This window comes from Streptomyces sp. NPDC031265 (genome assembly GCF_055570295.1).
Genome location: NZ_JBVIHM010000013.1, coordinates 57,763 through 80,022, shown reverse-complemented (window position 1 = coordinate 80,022; position 22,260 = coordinate 57,763). Strand labels below are relative to the sequence as shown.

Here is a 22,260-nt window from a genome sequence, read left to right as displayed (position 1 = left end):
GTCGGACGCCGGATCCGCCGAGCGGACGGTCAGCGGGCGGCGAGCGCCTCTTCGCCGGCCTTCCGCATCACGGCGAGCGGAGCCGCCTTCGCCCCGGTCATCTGCTCGACCTGGAGCACCGCCTGGTGCACCAGGAGGTCGAGCCCGCCGACGACCGCGCCGCCGCGATTCACCCAGGCGGCGGCCAGTGGGGTCGGCCAGGGGTCGTACAGGACGTCGAAGAGGGTGCCGGGCCGCTCGGGGACGGCCGCCGCGAGCGCGTCGGTGGTGCCCGCCGGGGTGGTGGCGACGACCAGCGGCGCCTCGAAGGCCCCGGCCGCGTCCGCCCAGTCGGCGGTGCGCACGGCCACCCCGAGCCGCTCGCCCCAGCCCCGCATCTCCTCGGCCCGCTCGGCGCTGCGCACGTACGCGGTGACCTCCCCCGTACAGATGCGGGCGAGGGCGGCCAGCGCGGAGGACGCGGTGGCGCCCGCGCCGAGGACGGCGGCGGACGGCACGCGCTCGACGCCGCGCTCACGCAGGGCGGCGATCATGCCGGGGATGTCGGTGTTGTCGCCGTAGCGGCGCCCGTCGGCGGTGAGGACGACCGTGTTGACCGCCTCCACGGAGGATGCGGTGTCGCTGATGCCGTCGAGCAGCGGGATGATCGCCCGCTTCAGCGGCATCGTGAGCGAGAGCCCCGCCCACGACCGGTCGAGCCCGCCGATGAAGCCGGGCAGCGCGTCCTCGTCCACTTCGAACCGGTCGTACGACCAGTGGCTGAGGCCGAGTTCCCGGTAGGCGGCGCGGTGCAGCACCGGGGAGAGCGAGTGCGCGATGGGCGATCCCAGTACGGCCGCCCGTCGCGCACCGCTCTCCTGACTCACGGAGCTCACTGGCCGGATTTCTCCTTCTCGTACCTCTTGCGGTTCTGCTCGTGCTCTTCGTTGGTGACCGCGAACAGGGTCTCGTCCTCGGTGACGGAGACGAAGTAGTACCACGGGCCCGGCGTCGGGTTGAGCGCCGAGTGCAGCGCGGAGTCGCCGGGGTTGCCGATCGGACCGGGCGGCAGGCCGTGGATGTAGTACGTGTTGTACGGGTGCTTGAACTCCCGCAGCTTCCTGACCGAGCCGATGTCGAGGGTCGACTGGCTCTTCGCGTAGTTCACCGTCGAGTCGAAGTCGAGCAGGCCGTAGGTCTCGGTGTTGTTGGGCTTCAGACGGTTGTAGACGACCCGCGCGACCTTGTCGAAGTCGTGCTTGTACTTGCCTTCCGCCTGGACGAGGCTCGCGACCGTGATGAGCTGGAGGGGCGACTTCAGGCCGAGCTTGGAGGCCATGCCCTTCAGGTCGACCTTGCCGTACTCCTGGTTGGCGCGGGAGACCATCTTGCGCAGCACGTCCTCGGGCTTGGTGCCCTTGGCGACCGGGTAGCTGGCGGGGTAGAGGAACCCTTCCAGCGGGTCCGCGATCTCCTTGCTGTCGTTCGCCCAGTCGGGCAGACCGAGGTTCTTCGCCTGGGCCTTCGCCACGTCCTTGGTCGTGCCCGGCTTGAGTTCGAGGCGCTTGTCGATCTGCTCGTAGACCCAGGCGTTCCGCTTGCCCTCGGGAATGATGAAGTTGCTGCGGCTGGCCGGGTTGAGCATGGCCGCGACCGCGTTCGCCGCCGACATTCCCTTGTTGAGCGTGTAGACGCCCGCCTGGAGGGTCTTGCCCTTGGGGTTGTCGTTCTGCGCGGAGACGAACGCGCCCTGGCTCTTGATCACTCCGGCCTTCGCCAGAATGCTGCCGATCTCGTAACCGCCGGCGCCCTGCGGGATTTCCACCTGGACCGGGGTGGAGCCGGTTCCGACGTAGTCGGGGGCCGCGCCGAATTTCTTCTGCCAGAACTGGTAGCCGAAATAGCCGGCGCCGCCCACGCCGAGCGAGAAGACCACGACGAGCACCAGGCAGGCGCGCCCGCTCTTGCCCTTCTTCTTGCCCTTGCCCCGGCGGTCGCGGCCACCGCCGCCGCGCCGGGAGCGCGGCTCGTCCTCGTCGGACTCCGGCTCGTCGCCGCTGCCGCCGTCGCTGAAGAAGGGGTGGGTCTCCTCCTCCGGCTCCTGGTCCGCCTCGGGGTTCCACTCCGGCGCCTGCTCGGGCACCGCGCGCCGCTGCCCGGGGGGCTGCGGCGGCGGATACGCCTCGGGCGTGCCGTAGTAGTCCGGGGTCTCGGTGCCGTAGTCCTGGTACCCCTCGGGCTGCTGGCCCGCGTAGGGCATGGCGGCCTGCTGGCCGGTGTCCCAACCCGCGTTGTACTGGGCCTGCTGTACGTACTGCTCCTGCGGGTAACCCTGCTGGGGCTGCTCGCCGTAGTGCGGCTGCTGACCGTACGGGTCCTGCGGCTGCTGCACGTACTGCTGCTGGTGCTGAGGATGCTGCTGGTACTGCTGATTCTGCTGCTGGGCGTACTGCTGCTGGGCCTGCTGGTCGCCGTACGGAGCCTGACCGGGCGCAGCCTGCTGCGCTCCCCACCCCTGGTCCCCGTAGAGGGGATCCTCGGGATGCCACGGTTCGGGGCCTGCGCCCCGGCCATACTCAGTCATCGGTCCCCTAGAGCCGCGAGGCATCCGGACGGTCCGCCTCTTTTGCTGTGCGGCCGCTGTTCGAATGTCGCCGCATCGCGCGGAACGTTACCGTATCGCGATCAGATAACCACTTCGACGCCCTCGCCGGGCGGGCGTCCTGACACCCGTTCGGCCTCAAGCGCGGTCTGCAGAATGACCACTGCGGCAGCCTGATCGATGACCGACCTGCCCTTCTTCGCCTTCACACCGGAAGCGCGCAGTCCGTGAGTGGCTGTGACCGTGGTCATCCGCTCGTCGACCAGACGGACCGGGACCGGGGCGATGCCCTTCGCCATTTCCTGGGCGAACTTGCGGACCTTGACGGCCGCCGGCCCCTCGCCCCCGCTGAGGGAGCGAGGCAGTCCCACGACGACCTCGATGGGCTCGTACTCCTCGACGATCTGGCGCAACCGCCGGTGGGCAGCCGGGACGTCACGTCCCGGCACGGTCTCCACCGGCGTGGCGAGGACCCCGTCGGGGTCGCACGAGGCGACCCCGATCCGGGCGTCCCCGACGTCGATCGCGAGGCGTCGTCCGCGCCGCATCAGACGGTCTCGCCGACCTGGCGCTCGACGGCGTCGATGGCGTCGCCGATCGCGTCCGGGTTCTGGCCGCCGCCCTGGGCGACGTCCGGCTTGCCGCCACCGCCGCCGCCGAGCGTCTTCGCGGCGGTACGGACCAGCTCACCGGCCTTCAGACCGCGCTCGCGGGCGGCCTCGTTGGTAGCGATGACCGTCACCGGACGGCCGTTGGCCGTGGTGAAGAGGGCCACCACGACCGGGCGGTCCGACGAGATGCGACCGCGCACGTCGAGGACGAGCTTGCGCAGGTCGTCGGCGGAGGTGCCGTCCGGCACCTGACCGGTGACCAGGGCCACGCCCTGGACGTCCTTGGCGCCCTGGGCGAGCCCGGCGGCGGCCTGGAGCACCTTCTCCGCGCGGAACTTCTCGATCTCCTTCTCGGCGTCCTTCAGCTTGCCGAGCATGGTGGAGATCTTCTCCGGCAGCTCCTCGGGGCGGCCCTTGACCAGCTCCTGGAGCTGGGCGACGACCGTGTGCTCACGGGCGAGGAAGTTGTACGCGTCCACGCCGACCAGAGCCTCGATGCGGCGCACGCCGGAGCCGATGGACGACTCGCCGAGCAGCTTCACCAGGCCCAGCTGGGCGGTGTTGTGGACGTGCGTACCGCCGCACAGCTCCTTGGAGAAGTCCCCGATGGTGACCACACGGACGCGCTCGCCGTACTTCTCGCCGAACTCGGCGATGGCGCCCTGCTTCTTGGCCTCGTCGATCGACATGACCTCGGCCTGGACGTCCAGTTCGCGCGAGAGGACCTCGTTGATCTTCTGCTCGACGTCGGTGAGGACCGTGCCGGGAACGGCGGCGGGCGAGCCGAAGTCGAAGCGGAAGCGGCCCGGCGAGTTCTCCGAACCGGCCTGGGCGGCCGTCGGGCCGAGCGCGTCGCGCAGGGCCTGGTGGGTCAGGTGCGTGGCGCTGTGGGCGCGGGCGATGGCGCGGCGGCGCTTGATGTCGATGACGGCGTAGGCCGAGGCGCCGACGGTGACCTCGCCGACCTGGACGACGCCCTTGTGGACGTGTACGCCGGGGACCGGCTTCTGCACGTCGCGGATCTCGATGACCGCGCCGGTGTCGAGCTTGATGCGGCCCTGGTCGGCGAGCTGGCCGCCGCCCTCGGCGTAGAACGGGGTGCGGTCGAGGACGACCTCGACCTCGTCGCCCTCGGAGGCGGCGGGCGAGGGCACGCCGTCGACGAGGAGGCCGACGACCGTCGACTCGTTCTCGGTGAGCACGTAGCCGGTGAAGTCGGTCTCGCCGGAGGTGTCGGCGACCTCGCGGTAGGCCGACAGGTCGGCGTGGCCGGTCTTCTTGGCCCGGGCGTCGGCCTTGGCCCGCTCCCGCTGCTCCTTCATCAGACGGCGGAAGCCGTCCTCGTCCACGGAGAGGCCCTGCTCGGCGGCCATCTCCAGGGTGAGGTCGATCGGGAAGCCCCAGGTGTCGTGGAGCAGGAAGGCCTTCTCGCCGGCGAGGACCGTGCCGCCGGCGGCCTTGGTGTCGGTGACGGCGGTGTCCAGGATGTTGGTGCCGCCCTTGAGGGCCTTCAGGAAGGCGGCCTCTTCGGCGAGCGCCACCGTCTCGATGCGCTTGCGGTCGGTGATCAGCTCCGGGTACTGCAGGCCCATCGTGTCGATCACGACGTCGATGAGGTCCTGGACGACCGGGCCGGTGGCTCCCATCAGACGCATGTTGCGGATGGCGCGGCGCATGATGCGGCGCAGCACATAGCCGCGGCCCTCGTTGCCGGGGGTCACGCCGTCGCCGATGAGCATCACGGACGTACGGATGTGGTCGGCCACCACACGCATGGAGACGTCGGTGTCGTGCTTGTCGCCGTAGCGCACACCGGTCAGCTCGGTGGCCTGGTCCATGACGACGCGCAGGGTGTCGGTCTCGTACATGTTCTGTACGCCCTGCAGGATCATGGCGAGACGCTCGAGGCCCAGACCGGTGTCGATGTTCTTCGACGGCAGGTCGCCGAGGATCGGGAAGTCCTCCTTGCCCTCGCCGGCGCCCCGCTCGTACTGCATGAAGACGAGGTTCCAGATCTCCACGTACCGCTCGTCGTTGACGGCCGGGCCGCCCTCGACGCCGAACTCGGGGCCGCGGTCGTAGTTGATCTCGGAGCAGGGGCCGCAGGGGCCGGGGACGCCCATGGACCAGAAGTTGTCCTTCTTGCCCAGGCGCTGGATGCGCTCGGCCGGGACGCCGATCTTCTCGCGCCAGATCTGCTCGGCCTCGTCGTCGTCGAGGTAGACCGTGATCCAGAGCTTCTCCGGCTCCAGGCCGAAGCCGCCGTCCGCCACGGAGCCGGTCAGCAGCTCCCAGGCGTACTTGATGGCGCCTTCCTTGAAGTAGTCGCCGAACGAGAAGTTGCCGCACATCTGGAAGAACGTGCCGTGCCGGGTGGTCTTGCCGACCTCTTCGATGTCCGGCGTACGCACGCACTTCTGCACGCTGGTGGCGCGCGGGGCGGGCGGCTTGGTCTCACCGAGGAAGTACGGCTTGAACGGCACCATGCCCGCGTTGACCAGGAGCAGAGTCGGGTCGTCCGCGATGAGCGACGCCGAAGGGACGACGGTGTGACCGCGCTCCTCGAAGAAGCTCAGCCAGCGGCGGCGGATTTCAGCCGACTCCATCAGTGGTCCTCATTCCGGTTGTACGAGATCTTCTTGTGCGAGATCTTCGGGTTCTGCTGGTGGGGTTGGTCGATGGCCGCGAGGCGGCGCTGCGCCGGGAGCTCCCGCACATTGGAGGCGTTGAGCCCCAGCGCGTCGTTGAGTTCGGACTCGCGCTCGACCATTCCGGCCTTCACGTCGAGCGCGAAGTCCTTGAGCCGGTGGCCCGCCTCGATCGCCTTGTCGGCGGTGCGCGCGGCCAACGACTCCGGGGTGAGCTGCTTCAGCTTCCGGTTGACCTTGGTGGTGGCCCACACACCGGCTGCGGCGCCCGCGGTGAACCAGAACGTACGGCGGAACATCGCAGCGTCAGCCCTTTCGCTTGCTCCGCCGCGCGGACGGCAGAGTCCGCCCGACGATCACCGTACGAGGCGGCTCGGCGGGCCCGGTTTTCCGTCCGATGGCCCGGCGCACGCCGTACCCGAAGGCCGCGACCTTCACCAGCGGGCCGCCGAAGGTCGAGGCGACCGTGGTGGAGAGCGCCGAGGCGTTGGAGGTGACCTCCTGGACGTCCGAGGCGATCGCGTCGACCCGGTCCAGCTGGGTCTGCGCCGAGCGCACCGCCGTCGAGGCGTCCGCGAGGAGCGGGACGGCCTGTTCGGTCACGTCCGCCACCAGCTTGGTCGTCGCCTTCAGCGTCTGGGCCAGCCTCACGAGGACTACGGCGAGGAAGGACACCAGGATCGCCCAGAAGACGGCCACCAGGATCCCGGCCACCTCTCCACCGGACACTTCGCACCGCTCCCTGCGCATCGACCGTCGGACAAGAAAAAGTTGTCTCCCGACCCTATCGCGCCGAGGGTCTTGCCCCCTACCGCATTAGGGGCCCGCGCGGGCGGAGTCCCCCAAGCCGCTTGTACGCAGTGTTGACCCATGAGTACTCTGCGTGCCCCATGCGCTCCCAGCTGCCCGCAGAGCTGAATCGCTTCGTGGGACGAGAACGTCAACTGGCCGCGCTGTACGGGCTGCTGGCCGAATCGCGGCCGACCACCGTGGTCGGGGTCGGCGGCGTCGGGAAGAGCAGACTCGCCCTGCGCGCCGCATCCGCCGCGGCGGTGCGGGAACGCTACTGCGACGGCGTCTGGCCGGCCGACCTCTCCACGGTCACCGACCCGGGGCTGCTCGGCCACGCGGTGATGGAGGCGCTCGGGCTCACCGACCACACCAGCCGCCCGCCCCGCCGCATACTCCTGGACCACCTCGCCGACCGCAGCCTGCTGCTGGTCCTGGACGGTTTCGAACAACTCGCGGACGCCTGCGCGGAGCTGGTGTGCGAACTGCTGCGGCGCTCCCCCGGGCTGCGGGTGCTCGCCGCCGGGCGGCTGCCGCTGCGCCTGGCCGGCGAGCCGCTGCCGGCGCTCGCGCCGATGGACGACGAGGACGCGGTGACGCTCTTCGCCGACCGGGCCGCCGCCGGACGCGGCGGCTTCGCGCTCACCGACGAGCAGGCAGCGGCCACTTTGGAGCTGTGCCGAAGGCTCGACGGGATCCCGCTCGCGCTGGAGCTGGCGGCCGGGCGGCTCGGCGCGCTCTCGGTGGAGCAGGTGCTGCGCCGCCTCGACGACCGGTTCCGGCTGCTGACGGGCGGCGGGCGCGGGGTGCTCGCGCGCCACCAGACCCCGCGCACCACGATCGGCTGGAGCCACGAGCTGTGCACCCCGGCCCGGCGACTGCTGGTGGTGGAGGTCTGCGCGGACCACGGCGAGCGCTGGGCCCGGGCGTACGCGCTGTACGTCCTCGGGTACGCGGCCTGGCACGCCCAGGACCTGGGCCGGGCGTGGGCGCTGCTCACCGAGTGCCTGGTGATCGACCACGCCTTCCACGACCTGCTGGGCACGGTGCTCGCGCTGGAGCTGATGGCGCTGGTCGCGGTGGACGGCGGCGATCCGGCGGAGGCGGCGGTGCTGCAGGGGCGGCCGAGGGGATCTGGCCGTCGGTGGGGCTGCCGCCGTTCGGCTCCGCGTGCTTCAACGCGGCGCACATGCTGTGCGAGCGTCGGGCCCGGGGGGTGGCTGGGCGACCCGGCGTACGAGACGTTCCGGACCCGGGGCCGCGGGCTCGGCCTGGACGCGGCGGTGGCCCGGGCGCTGGCGGGTACCGGCGACACGGCCCATGAGGTGCCCAACGGCCCGCGACGCACCGGCTCCGGAAACGCGAGGGCCCGCCGCCTCCCGCTCCGTGCGGAGCGAGGGGACGGCGGGCCGGAGCGCGGAGCGCTGAATACCGCGCCTGAATCAGCGGGCGTAGTACTCGACGACGAGCTGCTCGTCGCAGATGACCGGGATTTCCTTGCGGTTCGGGTCACGGTCCATGCGGAAGGCCAGGGCCTTCAGGTTCACCTGGAGGTAGCGCGGGGTCTCGCCCTCACCGGCGTAGCCACCCTCGCGGGCAACCTGGAAGGGGTGCTTCTCGCGGCTGCGCTCGCGGACGGTGATGACGTCGTCCGGACGGACACGGAACGACGGCTTGTCGACCTTGCCACCGTTGACCTCGATGTGGCCGTGGACGACCATCTGGCGGGCCTGGTAGATGGTGCGGGCGATGCCCGAACGCAGGACCAGGGCGTCGAGGCGGCGCTCGAGCTCGACGACCAGCGCCTCGCCCGTCTTGCCCTCGGCCTTCTTGGCGCGGTCGTAGGCACGCGCCATCTGACGCTCAGAGATGTCGTACTGCGCGCGCAGACGCTGCTTCTCGAGCAGACGGACCTTGTAGTCCGAGTTCTGCTTGCGGCCACGGCCGTGCTCGCCCGGCGGGTACGGACGGGCCTCGAAGTACTTGACGGCCTTCGGCGTCAGCGCGATGCCGAGCGCACGAGACTTCTTGACCTTGGGACGCGACTGGTTAGGCACGTTCTCCAAACCTCCATGGTTGGGTTAGGTTAGGCTCACCTTACTCAAGGAGATCGTATGTCTCGTCCGGGGAACACCAGTCACATCACGGACAGCACGAAGAAGGCCGACCCCGCGCAGGGGGTCGACTCCACCGGCCCGCAAGACGGGGCCGGTACCGGCGCGCATCATGGCGCCGGTCACGTGACGGAGGTCCGATCAGATCGTGGTCAGCCGCGTCCCAGCGGACTTGAGATCGCACGGATGCCGTCAGCAGCCGAGCGCACACGAACTCTCGTACATAGTACCTGCTCGTCGGCGCTGCTCATCACCGGCCTTGACGGCGCCCGCCCGGAGCAGCTGGAGCCCCGGCTGCGGAACGTGGGGCCCGAGGGCGACCTGTTCCTGCTCTTCCCCGCCGACTCCCCCGCCGTACGGGCCGCCACGCACGCCCAGGACGACGAGCTGTCGGCCGTCCTGGAGATCACCGATGTGGCGCCGGTCTCCGTCCCCCACCGTATCCGGGGCCGCGCCTGGATCACCGGCTGGCTCACCCGCGTCCCCGGCCTGGCCCCGCCCGGCAGCATGACGCTGCGCCTGGAGGTGAACGAGGCGTACGTGGACGACCTGTGGGGCGCGAGCGCGGTGGAGCCCGAGGAGTTCGCGGCCGCCCTGCCCGATCCGCTGACCCGGGACGAGACGGAGCTGCTCCAGCATCTGCACGCCCACCACGGGGAGCAGATGCGGTCGCTGTGCGGGCTGGTGGGCCGGGAGGGACGCGAGGGGGACCGGGGGATGAGATCGGTCACGCCGCTGGCGCTCGACCGGTTCGGTCTGCGGGTCCGCTTCCAGGACACCGGCGGGTCCTGCTGCGACGCGCGCTTCGAGTTCCCGGAGCCGGTGGCGGACCTCGCCCAGCTGCGCCGGGCCATGCGGCGGCTTTTCGAGGCGGCGACGGACTGAGCGGCGGGTCCGTGGGGGCGGGTGTCGAGTGCCGGAGGGCGGCCCAGCGGGGCAGGGCGCCTGGGGCCTGAGGGCCTGGGCCTGGGCCAGAAGCCTGAGGGCCTGGGCCTGAAGCCTGGGCCTGAAGCCTGAGCCTGAGGGCCTGGGCCTGAAGCCTGAGCCTGAGGGCCTGGGCCTGAGGGCCTGGGCCTGAGGGCCTGGGCCTGAGGGCCTGGGCCTGAGGGCCTGGGCCTGAGGGCCTGGGCCTGGGCCGCTACTCCCCCCGGCCCAGCCTCTCGCGGACCTTCTCCACCACGTCCGCGTACCGCGCCTCCGCCCCGTAGCGCGTCGGCTCGTAGTAGCGCTTGTCGGCCACCGCGTCCGGTGCGTACTGCTGGGCCGCGATCGCGCCGGGTACGTCGTGCGGGTACACATACCCCTGGGCGTGGCCGAGCTTGGCCGCGCCCTTGTAGTGGCCGTCGCGCAAGTGCGGCGGGACGGGACCGGCCAGGCCCTTCCGTACATCCTCCATCGCGGCGAAGATCGCGTTCGTCGCCGCGTTCGACTTCGGGGCGAGCGCCAGGGCGATGGTGGCGTGGCTGAGCGTGAGGGCCGCCTCGGGGAAGCCGATCATGGCGACGGCCTGAGCGGCGGCGACGGCCGTCGGCAGCGCCGTCGGGTCCGCGAGGCCGATGTCCTCACTCGCCGAGATCATCAGGCGGCGCGCGATGAACCGCGGGTCCTCGCCCGCCTCGATCATCCGGGCCAGATAGTGCAGCGCCGCGTCCACGTCCGAGCCGCGGATGGACTTGATCAGGGCGCTCGCCACGTCGTAATGCTGGTCGCCGTCCTTGTCGTACTTCACCGCCGCCCGGTCGACCGTCTCCTCGACCGTCTGGAGCGTGACCTCGGGCTCCTCCTTGGCCAGAGCCGAGCCCGCCGCCGCCTCCAGGGCGGTCAGCGCGCGGCGGGCGTCGCCGCCCGCGATCCGCAGCAGATGCGCCTCGGCGTCCTCGGCCAGCGTCACCGCCCCGCCGAGCCCGCGCTCCTCCCCGACCGCCCGGCGCAGCAGGGCGCGCAGGTCGTCGTCGGTGAGCGGCTCCAGGGTCAGCAGCAGGGAGCGGGAGAGCAGCGGGGAGATCACCGAGAAGTACGGGTTCTCCGTCGTCGCCGCGATCAGCGTCACCCAGCGGTTCTCCACCGCCGGGAGCAATGAGTCCTGCTGGGCCTTGGAGAAGCGGTGGATCTCGTCGAGGAAGAGGACGGTCTCCTTGCCGAAGCCGCCGATGGCCCGGCGGGCCCCCTCGATCACGGCCCGCACTTCCTTGACGCCCGCGGTGATCGCGGAGAGCTCGACGAAGCGCTTGTTGGTCGCCTTCGACACCACGTACGCCAGGGTCGTCTTGCCGGTGCCCGGCGGGCCCCACAGGATCACGGAGGAGGGCCCGGCGGGGCCGCCGCTCCCCTCCCCCACCAGGCGCCGCAACGGCGAGCCGGGCTTGAGCAGGTGCTGCTGCCCGACCACTTCGTCGAGGGTGCGCGGGCGCATCCGGACGGCCAGAGGGCTGCCCGCCGGGTCTTTCTCCTGGCGGTCCTCTGCGGCTGCGGTGAACAGGTCGGGCTCCACATCAAGAACCCTATGTCACCCCACTGACAACGCCCCCGGCCCGGTGCCCCGGCGCCCGTCAGCTGCTCAGCTCGTCCAGAAGTCCCACCAGCGCGTCAGGATCAGCATCCCGATGATCCCGACGTGCACCACGGGCAGGACCCAGGTGAACTCCGACAGGAACGACTTCAGCCAGCCCGGCGCCGGCAGCAGGCCGCGCCGGATGTTGTGCGAGGTCACGTACCAGAACATGAAGATCGTGGCGACCCACGCCAGGCTGCACCACAGGCAGAGCGCGTTGATCCGGTACAGCGACTGGAACTGCAGCCAGGTGCAGAACCCGACGCCGAAGAGCGTGCCCGCGTTGAGGGTCAGCCAGTACCAGCGGCGGAAGCGCGCGCCCGCCAGCAGGCTCATGCCGACCGCGATCACGATCCCGTACGCCACCAGACCCAGCATCGGGTTCGGGAAGCCGAACGCCGAGGCCTGGTCGCTCTTCATGATGTTGCCGCAGGAGACCACCGGGTTGAGGCTGCAGCCCGGCGTGAAGTTCGGGTCTTCGAGCAGCTTGAACTTGTCGATGGTGATGACCCAGGCCGCGAGCAGTCCGGCGGCCCCCGTGATCACCAGGAGCCATGCGAACGCGCGGCTGCCGCCGAGGGTGCCCTTGGTGCTCACCTGCTCCTGGCCGGAGGAGACGTCGTCAACTGTTGTGGTCATATCGCCGTTCCGTCATTCCGTGGCTGCTGGGCAGGGGCCATTGTGCCGCAATCCGTGGCCCGGCCACCGTTCGATGGAGATAAGGACGGCGACTTCCGCCGCGCCAAGTCCGGCCCGCGACGACCGGACTTGGCACTTCGGCATCGGCGTCATCCATCAGGACGACGCCGTACGTACGGAGTTGACCAGGCCGTCAGACCAGGCGCGCGCGCACGGCCTCGACGACCTCCGCGACGGGGACCGCCACCTGGTCGCCGGACTCCATGTCCTTGAGCTGGACCACGCCCTCGGCCAGGTCCCGCTCGCCCGCGACGATGGTGAGGCGGGCGCCGGAGCGGTTGGCGTTCTTCATGGCGCCCTTGAGGCCCTTGCCGCCGTAGCTGAAGTCCGTCGCGACCCCGGTCCGGCGCAGCTCGGTGACCACGCGGAACAGCACCCGGCGCGCCTCCTCGCCGAGCGGCACCGCGAACACGCTGGTCGCGGAGGGGATGTCGAGGGTGACGCCCTCGGCCTCCAGCGCCAGGACCGTACGGTCGACGCCCAGCGCCCAGCCCACCGACGGCAGCGCGGGGCCGCCGATCATCTCGGAGAGGCCGTCGTAGCGGCCGCCGCCGCCGACCGCGGACTGCGAGCCCAGACCGTCGTGGACAAACTCGAAGGTCGTGCGGGTGTAGTAGTCGAGGCCGCGCACCAGCTTGGGGTCGTCCTCGTAGGCGACGCCCTCGGCGTTCAGGAGCTCGCGCACCTCCTCGTGGTACGCCTTGCACGCGTCGCACAGGTAGTCGCGCAGCAGCGGCGCCCCCACCAGCTGCGCCTGCACCGCGTCGCGCTTGTCGTCGAGCACCCGCAGCGGGTTGATCTCGGCCCGGCGCAGGGTGTCCTCGTCGAGGTCGAGGCCGCGCAGGAAGTCCTGGAGCGCGGCCCGGTAGACCGGCCGGCACTCCTGGTCGCCCAGCGAGTTCAGCAGGATGCGGAAGTTCCGCAGCCCCAGCGAGCGGTACGCGTCGTTCGCCAGGATGATCAACTCGGCGTCGAGCGCCGGGTCCTCGGCGCCGATCGCCTCGGCGCCGACCTGCGAGAAGTGCCTGTAGCGGCCCTTCTGGGGGCGCTCGTAGCGGTAGTACGAGCCCGAGTACCAGAGCTTGACGGGCAGGTTGCCGGCCTTGTGCAGATTGCCCTCCAGGGCCGCGCGCAGCACGGACGCGGTGCCCTCGGGGCGCAGCGCCAGCCTGTCGCCGCCCTTGGTCTCGAAGGCGTACATCTCCTTGGTCACGATGTCGGTGGACTCGCCGACACCGCGCGCGAAGAGCTCGACGTTCTCGAAGCCCGGGGTCTCGACGTACCCGTAGCCGGAGTTGCGCAGGGGCGCCGCGATCGCCTCGCGGACGGCCAGGTAGGTGGCGCTGGCCGGGGGCAGCAGGTCGTACGTGCCCTTGGGGGCCTGGAAGGTACTCATGGGGAAGCTTCTCGTCACATTCCTCGTCGGGGAGAGGCGATGCCCTCTCCCGGGCCGGCGGCCACCTGCCGCAGATACGGGTTGGTGGCGCGCTCCTGGCCGATGGTGGTCTGGGAGCCGTGGCCGGACAGCACCACGGTCGAGTCGTCGAGCGGCAGGCACACACGGCCCAGCGACTCGAGGAGCTCGGCGTGGCTGCCGCCGGGCAGGTCGGTGCGTCCGACGGAGCCGGCGAAGAGCAGGTCGCCCGAGAACAGGATCGGAGGGATGTCCTCCGCCTCGGGCAGCCCGAACGTCACCGACCCCTTGGTATGGCCGGGCGCGTGCGACACGGTGAGCTCCATGCCGGCCAGCTTCAGCGCCGCGCCGTCCGTCAGCTCCTTGACGTCGTCCGGTTCGCCGATGGTCAGCTCGCCCATGATCTGCGCGCCGAAGGAGCGGCCGAGCGCCTTCTCCGGGTCGCTCATCATGTACCGGTCCGAGGGGTGGATCCAGGCGGGCACGTCGTGGGCCCCGCACACCGGGACGACCGAGGCGCAGTGGTCGATGTGGCCGTGGGTGAGGACGACGGCGACGGGCTTGAGCCGATGCTTCCTGAGCGCGTCCTCGACTCCCTGGGCGGCCTGGTGGCCCGGGTCGATGATCACGCACTCCTCGCCTGCGGCGGGGGCGACCAGATAGCAGTTGGTGCCCCAGGCCCCGGCGGGGAACCCGGCAATGAGCACGATCGTCCTCAATTTCTCGTACGACGGGTGATTGCGGCTGTTCAGAGCCTACCGGCGCTGCTCCTGTCACAGCGAACCCATATACGGTACGGGCACAGTCCGCGCGTACACGCGTCCGTACTCCACTACACCGCACAAGGAGACCACCGGTGGTCAGCAGCGATCAGCGCCGGCGCCAGCTCGCCCGGGAGAAGTTCGAGCGTCAGCAGCAGCGCCGCGAACAGGCCCGTCGCAAGTCCAAGCGCCGCAACACCGTCATCGCCGCCGCCCTCGCGGTGGTCGTCGCGGCGGGCGGGGCGGCCTTCGCCACGGGAGCCTTCTCCTCCGACGACGACAAGAAGAAGTCGGACGCCGCCGCACCGTCCGAGACCCCGACGCCCTCGGCGAGCAAGGACTCCGCGCCGGAGCCGAAGATGGCGATCGACCAGAAGGCGTCGTACACGATGTCGCTGAAGACCAGCGCCGGTGACATCGCGTTCAAGATGGCGGCGGCGAAGACCCCGCACACGGTCAACTCGTTCAAGTCCCTCGCCGACAAGGGCTACTTCACCAACACGAAGTGTCACCGGCTGACCACGCAGGGCATCTTCGTGCTCCAGTGCGGCGACCCCAAGGGCGACGGCAGCGGCGGCCCCGGTTACACGATCCCCGACGAGAACCTGACGGGCCTGGGCAAGGCGGGCGCGGACGGCACCGTGACGTACCCGGCGGGCACGGTCGCGATGGCCAACACCAGCCAGCCGCACACCGGCGGCAGCCAGTTCTTCCTGGTCTACAAGGACACCAAACTGCCGCCCAGTTACACGCCGTTCGGCACGATGGACGACGCGGCGCTCAAGGTCGTGCAGGAGGTGGCGAAGGCGGGGGTGGCCGGCGGTGCCGGGGACGGCGCGCCGAAGACGGCCGTCACCATCACGAAGGCCGCCGTCAACAAGGACTGACCCGCGGAATTCGGCCGCGCTGAGTGCGGACAGCCGGGCGGCCGGTCGCCTAGATTGGCGTTGTGCAGCGCGGTGAGAATCGCGTTGTGGAGGGCGGGCGAGGCCCGTCCCGGAAACTGTGGACGATGCCACGAGGGCCGAACCCCTCGCGCAGGCATCATGTGGAGGAGGCGCTGTGAGCAGCGACCCGTGGGGCCGCGTCGACGAGACGGGCACCGTGTATGTGCGTACAGCCGAGGGCGAAGTCGTCGTCGGATCGTGGCAGGCGGGGACTCCCGAGGAGGCCCTGGCCTACTTCGAGCGCAAATACGAGGGCCTGGTTGTCGAGATCGGCCTCCTCGAACGACGGGTGAAGACCACCGACCTGTCGGCGAAGGACGCCCAGACCGCGATCGAGCACCTGCGCACTCAGGTGGACGAGCACCACGCGGTGGGCGACCTCGAAGCGCTTCGCAAGCGGCTCGACAAGCTCGTCGAGACCGTGGATTCGCGGCGCGAGGAGCGCAAGGTCCAGAAGGCCAAGCAGACCGACGAGGCCAAGCACGCCAAGGAGGCGCTGGTCACCGAGGCCGAGGAGCTGGCGCAGAGCGAGCAGTGGCGCTCGGCCGGCGAGCGGCTGCGGGCTCTCGTGGACACCTGGAAGGGCCTGCCGCGGCTCGACCGGAAGTCCGACGACGAGCTGTGGCACCGCTTCTCGCACGCGCGCTCGGCGTTCTCCAAGCGCCGCAAGGCGCACTTCGCGTCGCTCGACGCGCAGCGCGAGGAGGCCCGCAAGGCCAAGGAGAAGCTGGTCGTCGAGGCCGAGTCGCTGTCCTCGTCCACGGACTGGGCCAACACGGCCGCCCGCTACCGCGAGCTGATGACGGACTGGAAGGCGGCGGGCCGCGCCCAGCGCGAGGCCGAGGACGAGCTGTGGAACCGCTTCCGCGGCGCCCAGGACGTCTTCTTCGCCGCGCGCAGCGAGGTCTTCGCGGAGCGTGACGCCGAGCAGACCGAGAACCTGAAGCTCAAGGAAGACCTGGCCGTCGAGGCCGAGAAGCTCGTCCCGGTGACCGACCTGAAGGCGGCCCGCGCCACCTTCCGCGGCATCAACGAGCGCTGGGAGGCCATCGGCCACGTGCCGCGCGACGCCCGCCCGAAGGTCGAGGGCCGGATGCACGCCGTGGAGCGGGCCCTGCAGGAGGCCGAGGAGTCGGAGTGGCGCCGCAGCAACCCGGAGGCGCGCGCGCGTGCCGCGGGTCTGACGGGCCAGCTCCAGGCCGCCGTCGACAAGCTGCGCGGCCAGATCGACGCGGCGCGCGCGGCGGGCAACAACGCCAGGGCCGACAAGCTCGCCAAGGAGCTCGAAGGCCGTCAGGCGCTGCTGGACCAGGCCCTGAAGGGCCTTGAGGAGTTCGGCGGCTGACCCACTGGCCGCCCCAGCGAGAGGGCCTCCCGTACGTGACGTACGGGAGGCCCTTTCGTGTGCACGGCTCAGGCTGTGGCACCCGGCTGCCGGGTGGCGCGCTCCAGGCTGTCCAGCGCGTGGCGCAGCACCTCGCAGGCCTGGCTGTGGTTGCCGGCGGTCTGGAGCAGTTCGGACAGGCGCCGGGAGACGGTGACGGCTTCCGGGCCGAACCGCTTGTGCGTCTGGTGGAAGGCGCTCTCCAGGACCTGGATGGCCTGCTGGTCCTGGCCGGTCTCGGTGAGCAGTTCGGCGAGCTCCAGGTGCACGGTGATGGTGTCGCCGTCGGCGTCGGGCACGCTGTTCTGGAGGATCATGCGGAGCACCGGCAGGGCGTCCCTGCCGCGGCCCACCGATCTGAGCAGCCGGGCCAGTTGGAGCCCGGAGGAGACCATCGCGGCCTCGACGTCGGCGTCGATGACCGGCCCGGCCGGGGCGCTGGGCGACGCCTTCGCGCGGTTGCGCACCAGCGGGAGCCGGCCGACGTCGTTCTCCTGGCTGCGCTGCGGACGCGGCCGGTTCCTCGCGCCGAGCCGGGCGTCGACCGCGCGGAACAGTGTTTCCAGGTCCAGGGTGTCGGGGGCCTCGGGGAGCCCGTTGTCGAGGACGTGCAGCAGCTCACCGGTGAACGCGGTGTGCCGCTCCCCTTCCGGCGCGAGGGCGACATGGTCCTTGGGCGAGGCGGTCAGCACATAGGCGCCCTGGATCCCGGCCTGTGCGGCAAGGGCGCCCGGACTGCTGAGGGTGCGGGCGGCACGCCCGCTGAAGCAGCAGTCGAGTACGACGATCTTGCGGCGGGCCGGGGAGGCGAGGATCGCGGCGCGCAGATGCCGGTACTCGACCGCCGTGTAGCCGGAGCTCTCGCGCGAGCCGGTGAGGGCGACATAGAGGTCGGCGGAGTCGGAGTCGCGCAGGCCGTGGCCGCAGTAGTAGACGAACAGGGTGTCCTCGGCCCGCTCGCCCGCCGCGTACACGGGGTCGAGGAAGGCGGCCGGGGTCCCGGGGTCGGCCACCGTCAGGGTGTTCCCGCCGGGCAGCCCCCACACGGTCGGATCCTGGAGGATCTTCGACAGGTCCGCGATGTTGGTCTCGACGGCCGGCAGCTGGGGCAGGTGCAGATAGCTGGACGTGCCGATCAGGACGGCCGCCGACGCGGAGGGGTCAGGCAGGCCCGCCGACATCGCCCTGCTCCTCGTCCGCGGGCTCCCTCAGCAGCCCGGCGATGTCCCGTACGGTCTGCGCGTCCGCGCCGTCCACCTCGATCTCCCACCCGCCCCTGCGCAGCGTGACCCGGCGGGCGCCGCGCCGGCCCGCACGCCACTGGTCGATGGCCAGGGAGAGCTGCGCGGCGGAGAGGCCGCCGCTCACACTGAGCGAGATGAGATCGAGCAGCACGCCCAGGTGGTCGGGGCGGGCGGGCTCGGAGCCGGCGAGCACCCCGTGCACACCGCGCCCGATGCCGTCGTCCGCCTTGAGCCAGCGCAGCAGGGAGCGCAGCTCTTCCTCGGAGTCGGCCCCGCCGGTCACCCGGACCTCGATCTGCGTCACTGGCCCTCATCACCTTTCGTCGGAAGGATTCGGTTCGGCGCCCGAGGCGATCCGGGCGAGCTTGTGCTGGGTGAGGGCGCGGTGGGCCGCGGTGGACACGGTCGAGAACTTGGCGACCGCCTCCCCTGCGGCCCCGAGCCGGGCGAGGCAGACTCCCTGCCAGTAGTTGCAGGTAAGGGTGGCGGGGTGGTCGGGGCCGTAGATGGTGCGCCACACCTCGGCGACCACCGAGAGGAGCTGCACGGCCTCTTCGAGTGAGCCCCGCAGCACGAGGTTGACGGCTTCACGCTGGCGGGCCTCGGCGGCCTCCGGCGACATGGCCAGCAGGATCTGGCTGCGGGTGCTGCGGCTGAGGGCGAGCGGCTCGTCGGGCTGCGGCAGCTGCCAGGAGGGTTCCTCCCGCGACTCCCGCCCCTCCTTCGGTACGGAGGTCCGGGCGGCCGCCTGCAGCTCCGGGGGCACCGGGGCGGTGACGGACCGGGCTTCGGGGGCGGGCGAGGCGAAATTCTCGACGGCCCGCTGGCGCAGCTCCCCCGTGACCGCCTCCGCGACCAGTTCGTCGGCGTCCGGAGGGCAGTGGAGCCGGAAGATCGCCGTCTGCGCGGTGGGCCGCTTGGCCGGTTCCTTCTGCAGCAGCGCCGCGACCAGATCCGCGAGGTCGTCCGGGATCCCGGGGCTGCCGTGCAGAGGCGGGGCCGGCTCCTGGGTGATCCGGAACATGAGGGCGTGCACCGACTCCGCCGCGAACGGCGGAGCGCCGGTCAGCATCTCGTAGACGCAGCTGCCCAGGGCGTACATGTCGGACTGCTGTCCGGACGGCAGTCCCAGGAGCTGCTCGGGCGCCAGATAGGCGGGGGTGCCGACGACGAGGCCGGTGCGGGTGACCGCCGTGGAGTCGTGCTGCTGCGCGATGCCGAAGTCGTGCAGGGCCACCCGGCCCGTCCTGGTGAGCTGGATGTTGCTGGGCTTGACGTCCCGGTGCACCATGTCGGCCTCGTGCACGGCCGCGAGTGCCCGGCAGACCCCGGCGGCCACCGCGCGTACCGTCGCCTCGTCCTGCGGCCCGCGCTCCCTGAGCAGGTCCTGGAGGCCCACCCCCTCCAGCAGCTCCATGACCAGGTAGGGGACGTCGTCCTGCACCCCCGCCTCGTACACCGTGACGACATTGGGGTGGTCGATCCTGGCCAGCGCCCGCGCCTCCCGCGCGAACCGCGCGCCGGACTCGTCGGACAGGAGCGCGGAGCGGATGAGCTTGACGGCGACCCGGCGGTCGAGTGCCGTGTCCAGCGCCTCGTAGACCTCGCCCATGCCGCCGGCTCCCAGGCGCCGCAGCACCTCGAAGCGCCCGCCGATCAAGGTTGGCTCCGCCATCTCACCCCCCACTGCCGCCCGCCCCGATCATTCGCCCAACTGGCCTGCACCGCAAGCTGATTGGACGATCCGGGGCGGACGCCGTAGAGGGGTCAGGGCCTGCGCGCCGACGTCACCCGGTAGACGTCGTACACGCCCTCCACTCCGCGCACCGCCTTCAGTACGTGCCCGAGGTGCTTCGGGTCGCCCATTTCGAAGGTGAAGCGGGAGGTGGCCACCCGGTCGCGGGAGGTCTGGACCGCCGCCGAGAGGATGTTGACGTGCTGGTCGGAGAGGACCCGTGTGACGTCGGACAGGAGGCGCGAGCGGTCCAGTGCCTCCACCTGGATGGCGACCAGGAACACCGACGACTGGGTGGGCGCCCACTCGACTTCGAGGATCCGCTCCGGCTGCTGCGAGAGCGAGTCCACGTTGACGCAGTCCGCGCGGTGCACCGAGACGCCGCTGCCGCGCGTCACGAAGCCGATGATCGGGTCGCCGGGGACGGGCGTACAGCAGCGGGCCAGCTTGACCCACACGTCGTCGACACCCTTGACGACCACGCCCGGGTCGGCGTTGGCCCGGCGCTTGCTGCGGCCGCGCGAGGGCGGCGCCGACTCGGCGATGTCCTCGTTGGCCGCCTCCTCGCCGCCGAGCGCCTGCACCAGCTTCTGCACGACGCCCTGCGCGGCCACATGGCCCTCGCCGATCGCCGCGTACAGGGACGAGATGTCGGGGTAGCGCATCTCGTGCGCGAGGGTGACCAGGGAGTCGCCGGTGAGGATGCGCTGGATCGGCAGGTTCTGCTTGCGCATGGCGCGCGCGATGGCGTCCTTGCCCTGCTCGATCGCCTCGTCGCGGCGCTCCTTGGAGAACCAGCCGCGGATCTTGTTGCGGGCCCGCGGTGACTTGACGAAGCCCAGCCAGTCGCGCGAGGGCCCGGCCCCGGCCGCCTTGGAGGTGAAGACCTCCACCAAGTCGCCGTTGTCCAGGGTCGATTCGAGCGGGACGAGGCGGCCGTTGACCCGTGCGCCTATCGTGCGGTGGCCGACCTCCGTGTGGACCGCGTACGCGAAGTCCACCGGCGTCGCGCCCGCCGGGAGCGCTATGACATCACCCTTGGGGGTGAAGACGAAGACCTCGTTGCGCGACAGGTCGAAGCGCAGGGACTCCAGGAACTCGCTGGGGTCCTCGGTCTCCTTCTGCCAGTCGAGCAGCTGGCGCAGCCACGCCATGTCGTTGATGTGGTCGTCCTTGCCGGCCTTCTTCGGTACGTCGGTGCGCACCTTGGAGGCGCCGGCGACAGCCTCCTGCTTGTACTTCCAGTGCGCGGCGATGCCGTACTCGGCGCGCCGGTGCATGTCGAACGTACGGATCTGCAGCTCGACCGGCTTGCCGTTGGGGCCGATGACCGTCGTGTGCAGCGACTGGTACATGTTGAACTTGGGCATCGCGATGTAGTCCTTGAACCGCCCCGGAACCGGGTTCCAGCGGGCGTGGACGGTGCCCAGCGCCGCGTAGCAGTCGCGGACCGTGTCCACCAGGACGCGGATGCCCACCAGGTCGTAGATCTCCGCGAAGTCACGGCCGCGGACGATCATCTTCTGGTAGACGGAGTAGTAGTGCTTCGGGCGGCCGGTGACCGTGGCCTTGATCCGGGCCGCGCGCAGGTCGGACTGGACCTCGTCGGTCACTATGGCCAGGTACTCATCACGCTTGGGCGCCCGCTCGGCCACCAGCCGTACGATCTCGTCGTACATCTTGGGGTAGAGGATCGCGAAGGCGAGGTCCTCCAGCTCCCACTTGATGGTGTTCATGCCCAGGCGGTGGGCCAGCGGAGCGTAGATCTCCAGGGTCTCGCGGGCCTTCTTCTCCTGCTTCTCCCGCTTGAGGTAGCGCATGGTGCGCATGTTGTGCAGGCGGTCCGCGAGCTTGATGACCAGGACGCGCGGGTCCTTGGCCATGGCGACGACCATCTTGCGCACGGTCTCGGCCTGCGCGGCGTCGCCGAACTGGACCCGGTCGAGCTTGGTGACGCCGTCGACGAGCAGGGCGACCTGGTCGCCGAAGTCGCGGCGCAGGGTGTCCAGGCCGTACTCGGTGTCCTCGACGGTGTCGTGGAGCAGCCCGGCCATCAGGGTCGCCGGGTCCATGCCCAGCTCGGCCAGGATGGTGGTGACGGCGAGCGGGTGCGTGATGTACGGGTCGCCGCTCTTGCGCTTCTGTCCGCGGTGCCAGCGCTCGGCGACCTGGTAGGCATTCTCGACCTGGCGCAGCGTGGCGGTCTCGATCTTCGGGTCGTTGCTGCGCACTATCCGCAGCAGCGGCTCCAGGACCGGGTTGTACGCGGAGGTGCGCTGCACACCGAGGCGGGCGAGCCGGGCGCGGACGCGGTTGGAGGAGCCGCCGCCGGAGCGGGCCACCGGGCTCGCGGGGGGCGTGGGCTTGGCGGCCGGGGCCGCCGCGAGGGGCCGCTGGGGCGGCTGCGGCGCGCTCGGCTCGGACTCCGCCGCCGGCTGCTCGGGCGCGGCGGGGGCCGCCGTGGCCTGCTCGGCCTGCTGGTCGGGCCGCTCGGCGGAGAGTGGCTGGGCCTCGTCTGGCAAGAGCGCTCCTCTGGGGGTCCCCCCGGACGAAGTTTGGGGGAGGATCCGGGTCCCCCGGTCAGGCCCGGAAAGCCCATGGTATCGATCCTGGGCGGCCGGTTCGTGTCGGGCGGGTGTGACGGGCTGTACCCGGTAAACGCAGGAGGGGGGGGGGGGGGGGGGGCCCCCCCCCCCCCCCCCCCTCTCCCCCCCCCCCCCCCCGCGGCTAGGGGCACCCCCCCCCACCCCCCCCACAAAGGGTTCTCACCGGTCCCTCCCCC

The 22,260-nt window shown here is 71.0% G+C and carries 18 protein-coding genes and 1 pseudogene; 4 read left to right on the top strand and 15 right to left on the bottom strand.

From position 1 onward, the window contains the following. Window positions 1-29: 29 nt before the first annotated feature. The 6 genes from ACZ499_RS21040 to ACZ499_RS21015 form a co-directional block, all read right to left on the bottom strand. Entirely contained in the window at window positions 30-875 is an 846-nt protein-coding gene (locus ACZ499_RS21040) for a shikimate dehydrogenase (RefSeq protein ID WP_468408970.1), read from the bottom strand. Further along, window positions 872-2,563 (bottom strand): endolytic transglycosylase MltG, encoded by a 1,692-nt coding sequence (mltG, locus tag ACZ499_RS21035; RefSeq protein WP_468676928.1) that lies wholly within the window; start codon window positions 2,561-2,563, stop codon window positions 872-874. Before mltG ends, ACZ499_RS21040 begins: the two co-directional genes overlap by 4 nt. A gap of 101 nt (window positions 2,564-2,664) precedes the next feature. Next, window positions 2,665-3,129, bottom strand: a complete 465-nt coding sequence (gene ruvX, locus ACZ499_RS21030) for a Holliday junction resolvase RuvX (protein ID WP_371651240.1) — start codon at window positions 3,127-3,129, stop codon at window positions 2,665-2,667. Then, window positions 3,129-5,798 (bottom strand): alanine--tRNA ligase, encoded by a 2,670-nt coding sequence (alaS, locus tag ACZ499_RS21025; RefSeq protein ID WP_468676926.1) that lies wholly within the window; start codon window positions 5,796-5,798, stop codon window positions 3,129-3,131. The genes ruvX and alaS overlap by 1 nt, the downstream gene beginning before the upstream one ends. Beyond that, the gene (locus tag ACZ499_RS21020) at window positions 5,798-6,139 is read right to left on the bottom strand and encodes a DUF6167 family protein (protein ID WP_385540423.1); all 342 of its coding nucleotides are present in this window, start codon (window positions 6,137-6,139) and stop codon (window positions 5,798-5,800) included. Before ACZ499_RS21020 ends, alaS begins: the two co-directional genes overlap by 1 nt. 7 nt (window positions 6,140-6,146) lie before the next feature. Continuing rightward, window positions 6,147-6,569, bottom strand: coding sequence for a DUF948 domain-containing protein (locus tag ACZ499_RS21015; RefSeq protein ID WP_079125788.1), 423 nt, complete (start codon window positions 6,567-6,569; stop codon window positions 6,147-6,149). A 161-nt stretch (window positions 6,570-6,730) separates the two neighbouring features. Here ACZ499_RS21015 and ACZ499_RS21010 point away from each other — a divergent pair. Continuing rightward, window positions 6,731-7,513 (top strand): annotated as a pseudogene (locus ACZ499_RS21010) (ATP-binding protein); the annotation flags it as partial. 558 nt (window positions 7,514-8,071) lie between these two features. Here ACZ499_RS21010 and rpsD read toward each other — a convergent pair. Next, window positions 8,072-8,686: a 30S ribosomal protein S4 gene (gene rpsD, locus ACZ499_RS21005; protein ID WP_385540480.1), complete on the bottom strand. Its 615-nt coding sequence runs from the start codon at window positions 8,684-8,686 to the stop codon at window positions 8,072-8,074. A gap of 243 nt (window positions 8,687-8,929) precedes the next feature. Here rpsD and ACZ499_RS21000 point away from each other — a divergent pair, with 243 nt between their 5' ends. Beyond that, window positions 8,930-9,628 (top strand): DUF2470 domain-containing protein, encoded by a 699-nt coding sequence (locus tag ACZ499_RS21000; RefSeq protein ID WP_468676924.1) that lies wholly within the window; start codon window positions 8,930-8,932, stop codon window positions 9,626-9,628. A 253-nt stretch (window positions 9,629-9,881) separates the two neighbouring features. Here the strand turns inward: ACZ499_RS21000 and ACZ499_RS20995 are convergent, their stop codons facing one another. The 4 genes from ACZ499_RS20995 to ACZ499_RS20980 all read right to left on the bottom strand — a co-directional run bounded on the left by ACZ499_RS20995 (window position 9,882) and on the right by ACZ499_RS20980 (window position 14,114). Then, window positions 9,882-11,234 carry a replication-associated recombination protein A gene (locus tag ACZ499_RS20995; protein WP_468408981.1) on the bottom strand — a complete coding sequence of 451 codons (1,353 nt, stop codon included), beginning with the start codon at window positions 11,232-11,234 and terminating at the stop codon, window positions 9,882-9,884. 66 nt (window positions 11,235-11,300) lie between these two features. Beyond that, window positions 11,301-11,933, bottom strand: a complete 633-nt coding sequence (locus ACZ499_RS20990) for a vitamin K epoxide reductase family protein (RefSeq protein ID WP_468676922.1) — start codon at window positions 11,931-11,933, stop codon at window positions 11,301-11,303. A gap of 193 nt (window positions 11,934-12,126) precedes the next feature. Beyond that, the gene (hisS, locus tag ACZ499_RS20985; protein ID WP_468408985.1) at window positions 12,127-13,389 is read right to left on the bottom strand and encodes a histidine--tRNA ligase; all 1,263 of its coding nucleotides are present in this window, start codon (window positions 13,387-13,389) and stop codon (window positions 12,127-12,129) included. A 14-nt stretch (window positions 13,390-13,403) separates the two neighbouring features. Further along, complete coding sequence (locus tag ACZ499_RS20980) at window positions 13,404-14,114, bottom strand: MBL fold metallo-hydrolase (protein ID WP_468408987.1); 711 nt, start codon at window positions 14,112-14,114, stop codon at window positions 13,404-13,406. A 149-nt stretch (window positions 14,115-14,263) separates the two neighbouring features. Between ACZ499_RS20980 and ACZ499_RS20975 the strand changes: the two genes are divergently transcribed. Together ACZ499_RS20975 and ACZ499_RS20970 are read left to right on the top strand one after the other, a co-directional pair. Next, window positions 14,264-15,055, top strand: coding sequence for a peptidylprolyl isomerase (locus ACZ499_RS20975; protein WP_385540409.1), 792 nt, complete (start codon window positions 14,264-14,266; stop codon window positions 15,053-15,055). A 175-nt stretch (window positions 15,056-15,230) separates the two neighbouring features. Further along, window positions 15,231-16,460 carry a DUF349 domain-containing protein gene (locus tag ACZ499_RS20970; RefSeq protein WP_468676919.1) on the top strand — a complete coding sequence of 410 codons (1,230 nt, stop codon included), beginning with the start codon at window positions 15,231-15,233 and terminating at the stop codon, window positions 16,458-16,460. Window positions 16,461-16,528: 68 nt separating this feature from the next. Here the strand turns inward: ACZ499_RS20970 and ACZ499_RS20965 are convergent, their stop codons facing one another. The 4 genes from ACZ499_RS20965 to ACZ499_RS20950 form a co-directional block, all read right to left on the bottom strand. Further along, window positions 16,529-17,680, bottom strand: a complete 1,152-nt coding sequence (locus ACZ499_RS20965) for a caspase, EACC1-associated type (protein WP_468676917.1) — start codon at window positions 17,678-17,680, stop codon at window positions 16,529-16,531. Further along, window positions 17,661-18,047 (bottom strand): effector-associated constant component EACC1, encoded by a 387-nt coding sequence (locus ACZ499_RS20960; protein WP_468676916.1) that lies wholly within the window; start codon window positions 18,045-18,047, stop codon window positions 17,661-17,663. Before ACZ499_RS20960 ends, ACZ499_RS20965 begins: the two co-directional genes overlap by 20 nt. Before the next feature lie 9 nt (window positions 18,048-18,056). Then, window positions 18,057-19,418 carry a serine/threonine-protein kinase gene (locus tag ACZ499_RS20955; protein ID WP_468676913.1) on the bottom strand — a complete coding sequence of 454 codons (1,362 nt, stop codon included), beginning with the start codon at window positions 19,416-19,418 and terminating at the stop codon, window positions 18,057-18,059. A gap of 92 nt (window positions 19,419-19,510) precedes the next feature. Continuing rightward, a complete protein-coding gene (locus ACZ499_RS20950) occupies window positions 19,511-22,000 on the bottom strand; it encodes a RelA/SpoT family protein (RefSeq protein ID WP_385550206.1) in 2,490 nt (829 codons plus the stop codon). Window positions 22,001-22,260 lie beyond the last annotated feature (260 nt).

What these genes read in the sequence shown, in the direction of transcription:
- hisS (WP_468408985.1), bottom strand. Translation starts at nt 13,389, where the DNA reads ATGAGTACCTTCCAGGCCCCCAAGGGCACGTACGACCTGCTGCCCCCG.
- ACZ499_RS21020 (WP_385540423.1), bottom strand. Translation starts at nt 6,139, where the DNA reads ATGTTCCGCCGTACGTTCTGGTTCACCGCGGGCGCCGCAGCCGGTGTG.
- ACZ499_RS20955 (WP_468676913.1), bottom strand. Translation starts at nt 19,418, where the DNA reads ATGGCGGAGCCAACCTTGATCGGCGGGCGCTTCGAGGTGCTGCGGCGC.
- ACZ499_RS20990 (WP_468676922.1), bottom strand. Translation starts at nt 11,933, where the DNA reads ATGACCACAACAGTTGACGACGTCTCCTCCGGCCAGGAGCAGGTGAGC.
- ACZ499_RS20965 (WP_468676917.1), bottom strand. Translation starts at nt 17,680, where the DNA reads ATGTCGGCGGGCCTGCCTGACCCCTCCGCGTCGGCGGCCGTCCTGATC.
- mltG (WP_468676928.1), bottom strand. Translation starts at nt 2,563, where the DNA reads ATGACTGAGTATGGCCGGGGCGCAGGCCCCGAACCGTGGCATCCCGAG.
- ruvX (WP_371651240.1), bottom strand. Translation starts at nt 3,129, where the DNA reads ATGCGGCGCGGACGACGCCTCGCGATCGACGTCGGGGACGCCCGGATC.
- alaS (WP_468676926.1), bottom strand. Translation starts at nt 5,798, where the DNA reads ATGGAGTCGGCTGAAATCCGCCGCCGCTGGCTGAGCTTCTTCGAGGAG.
- ACZ499_RS21000 (WP_468676924.1), top strand. Translation starts at nt 8,930, where the DNA reads ATGCCGTCAGCAGCCGAGCGCACACGAACTCTCGTACATAGTACCTGC.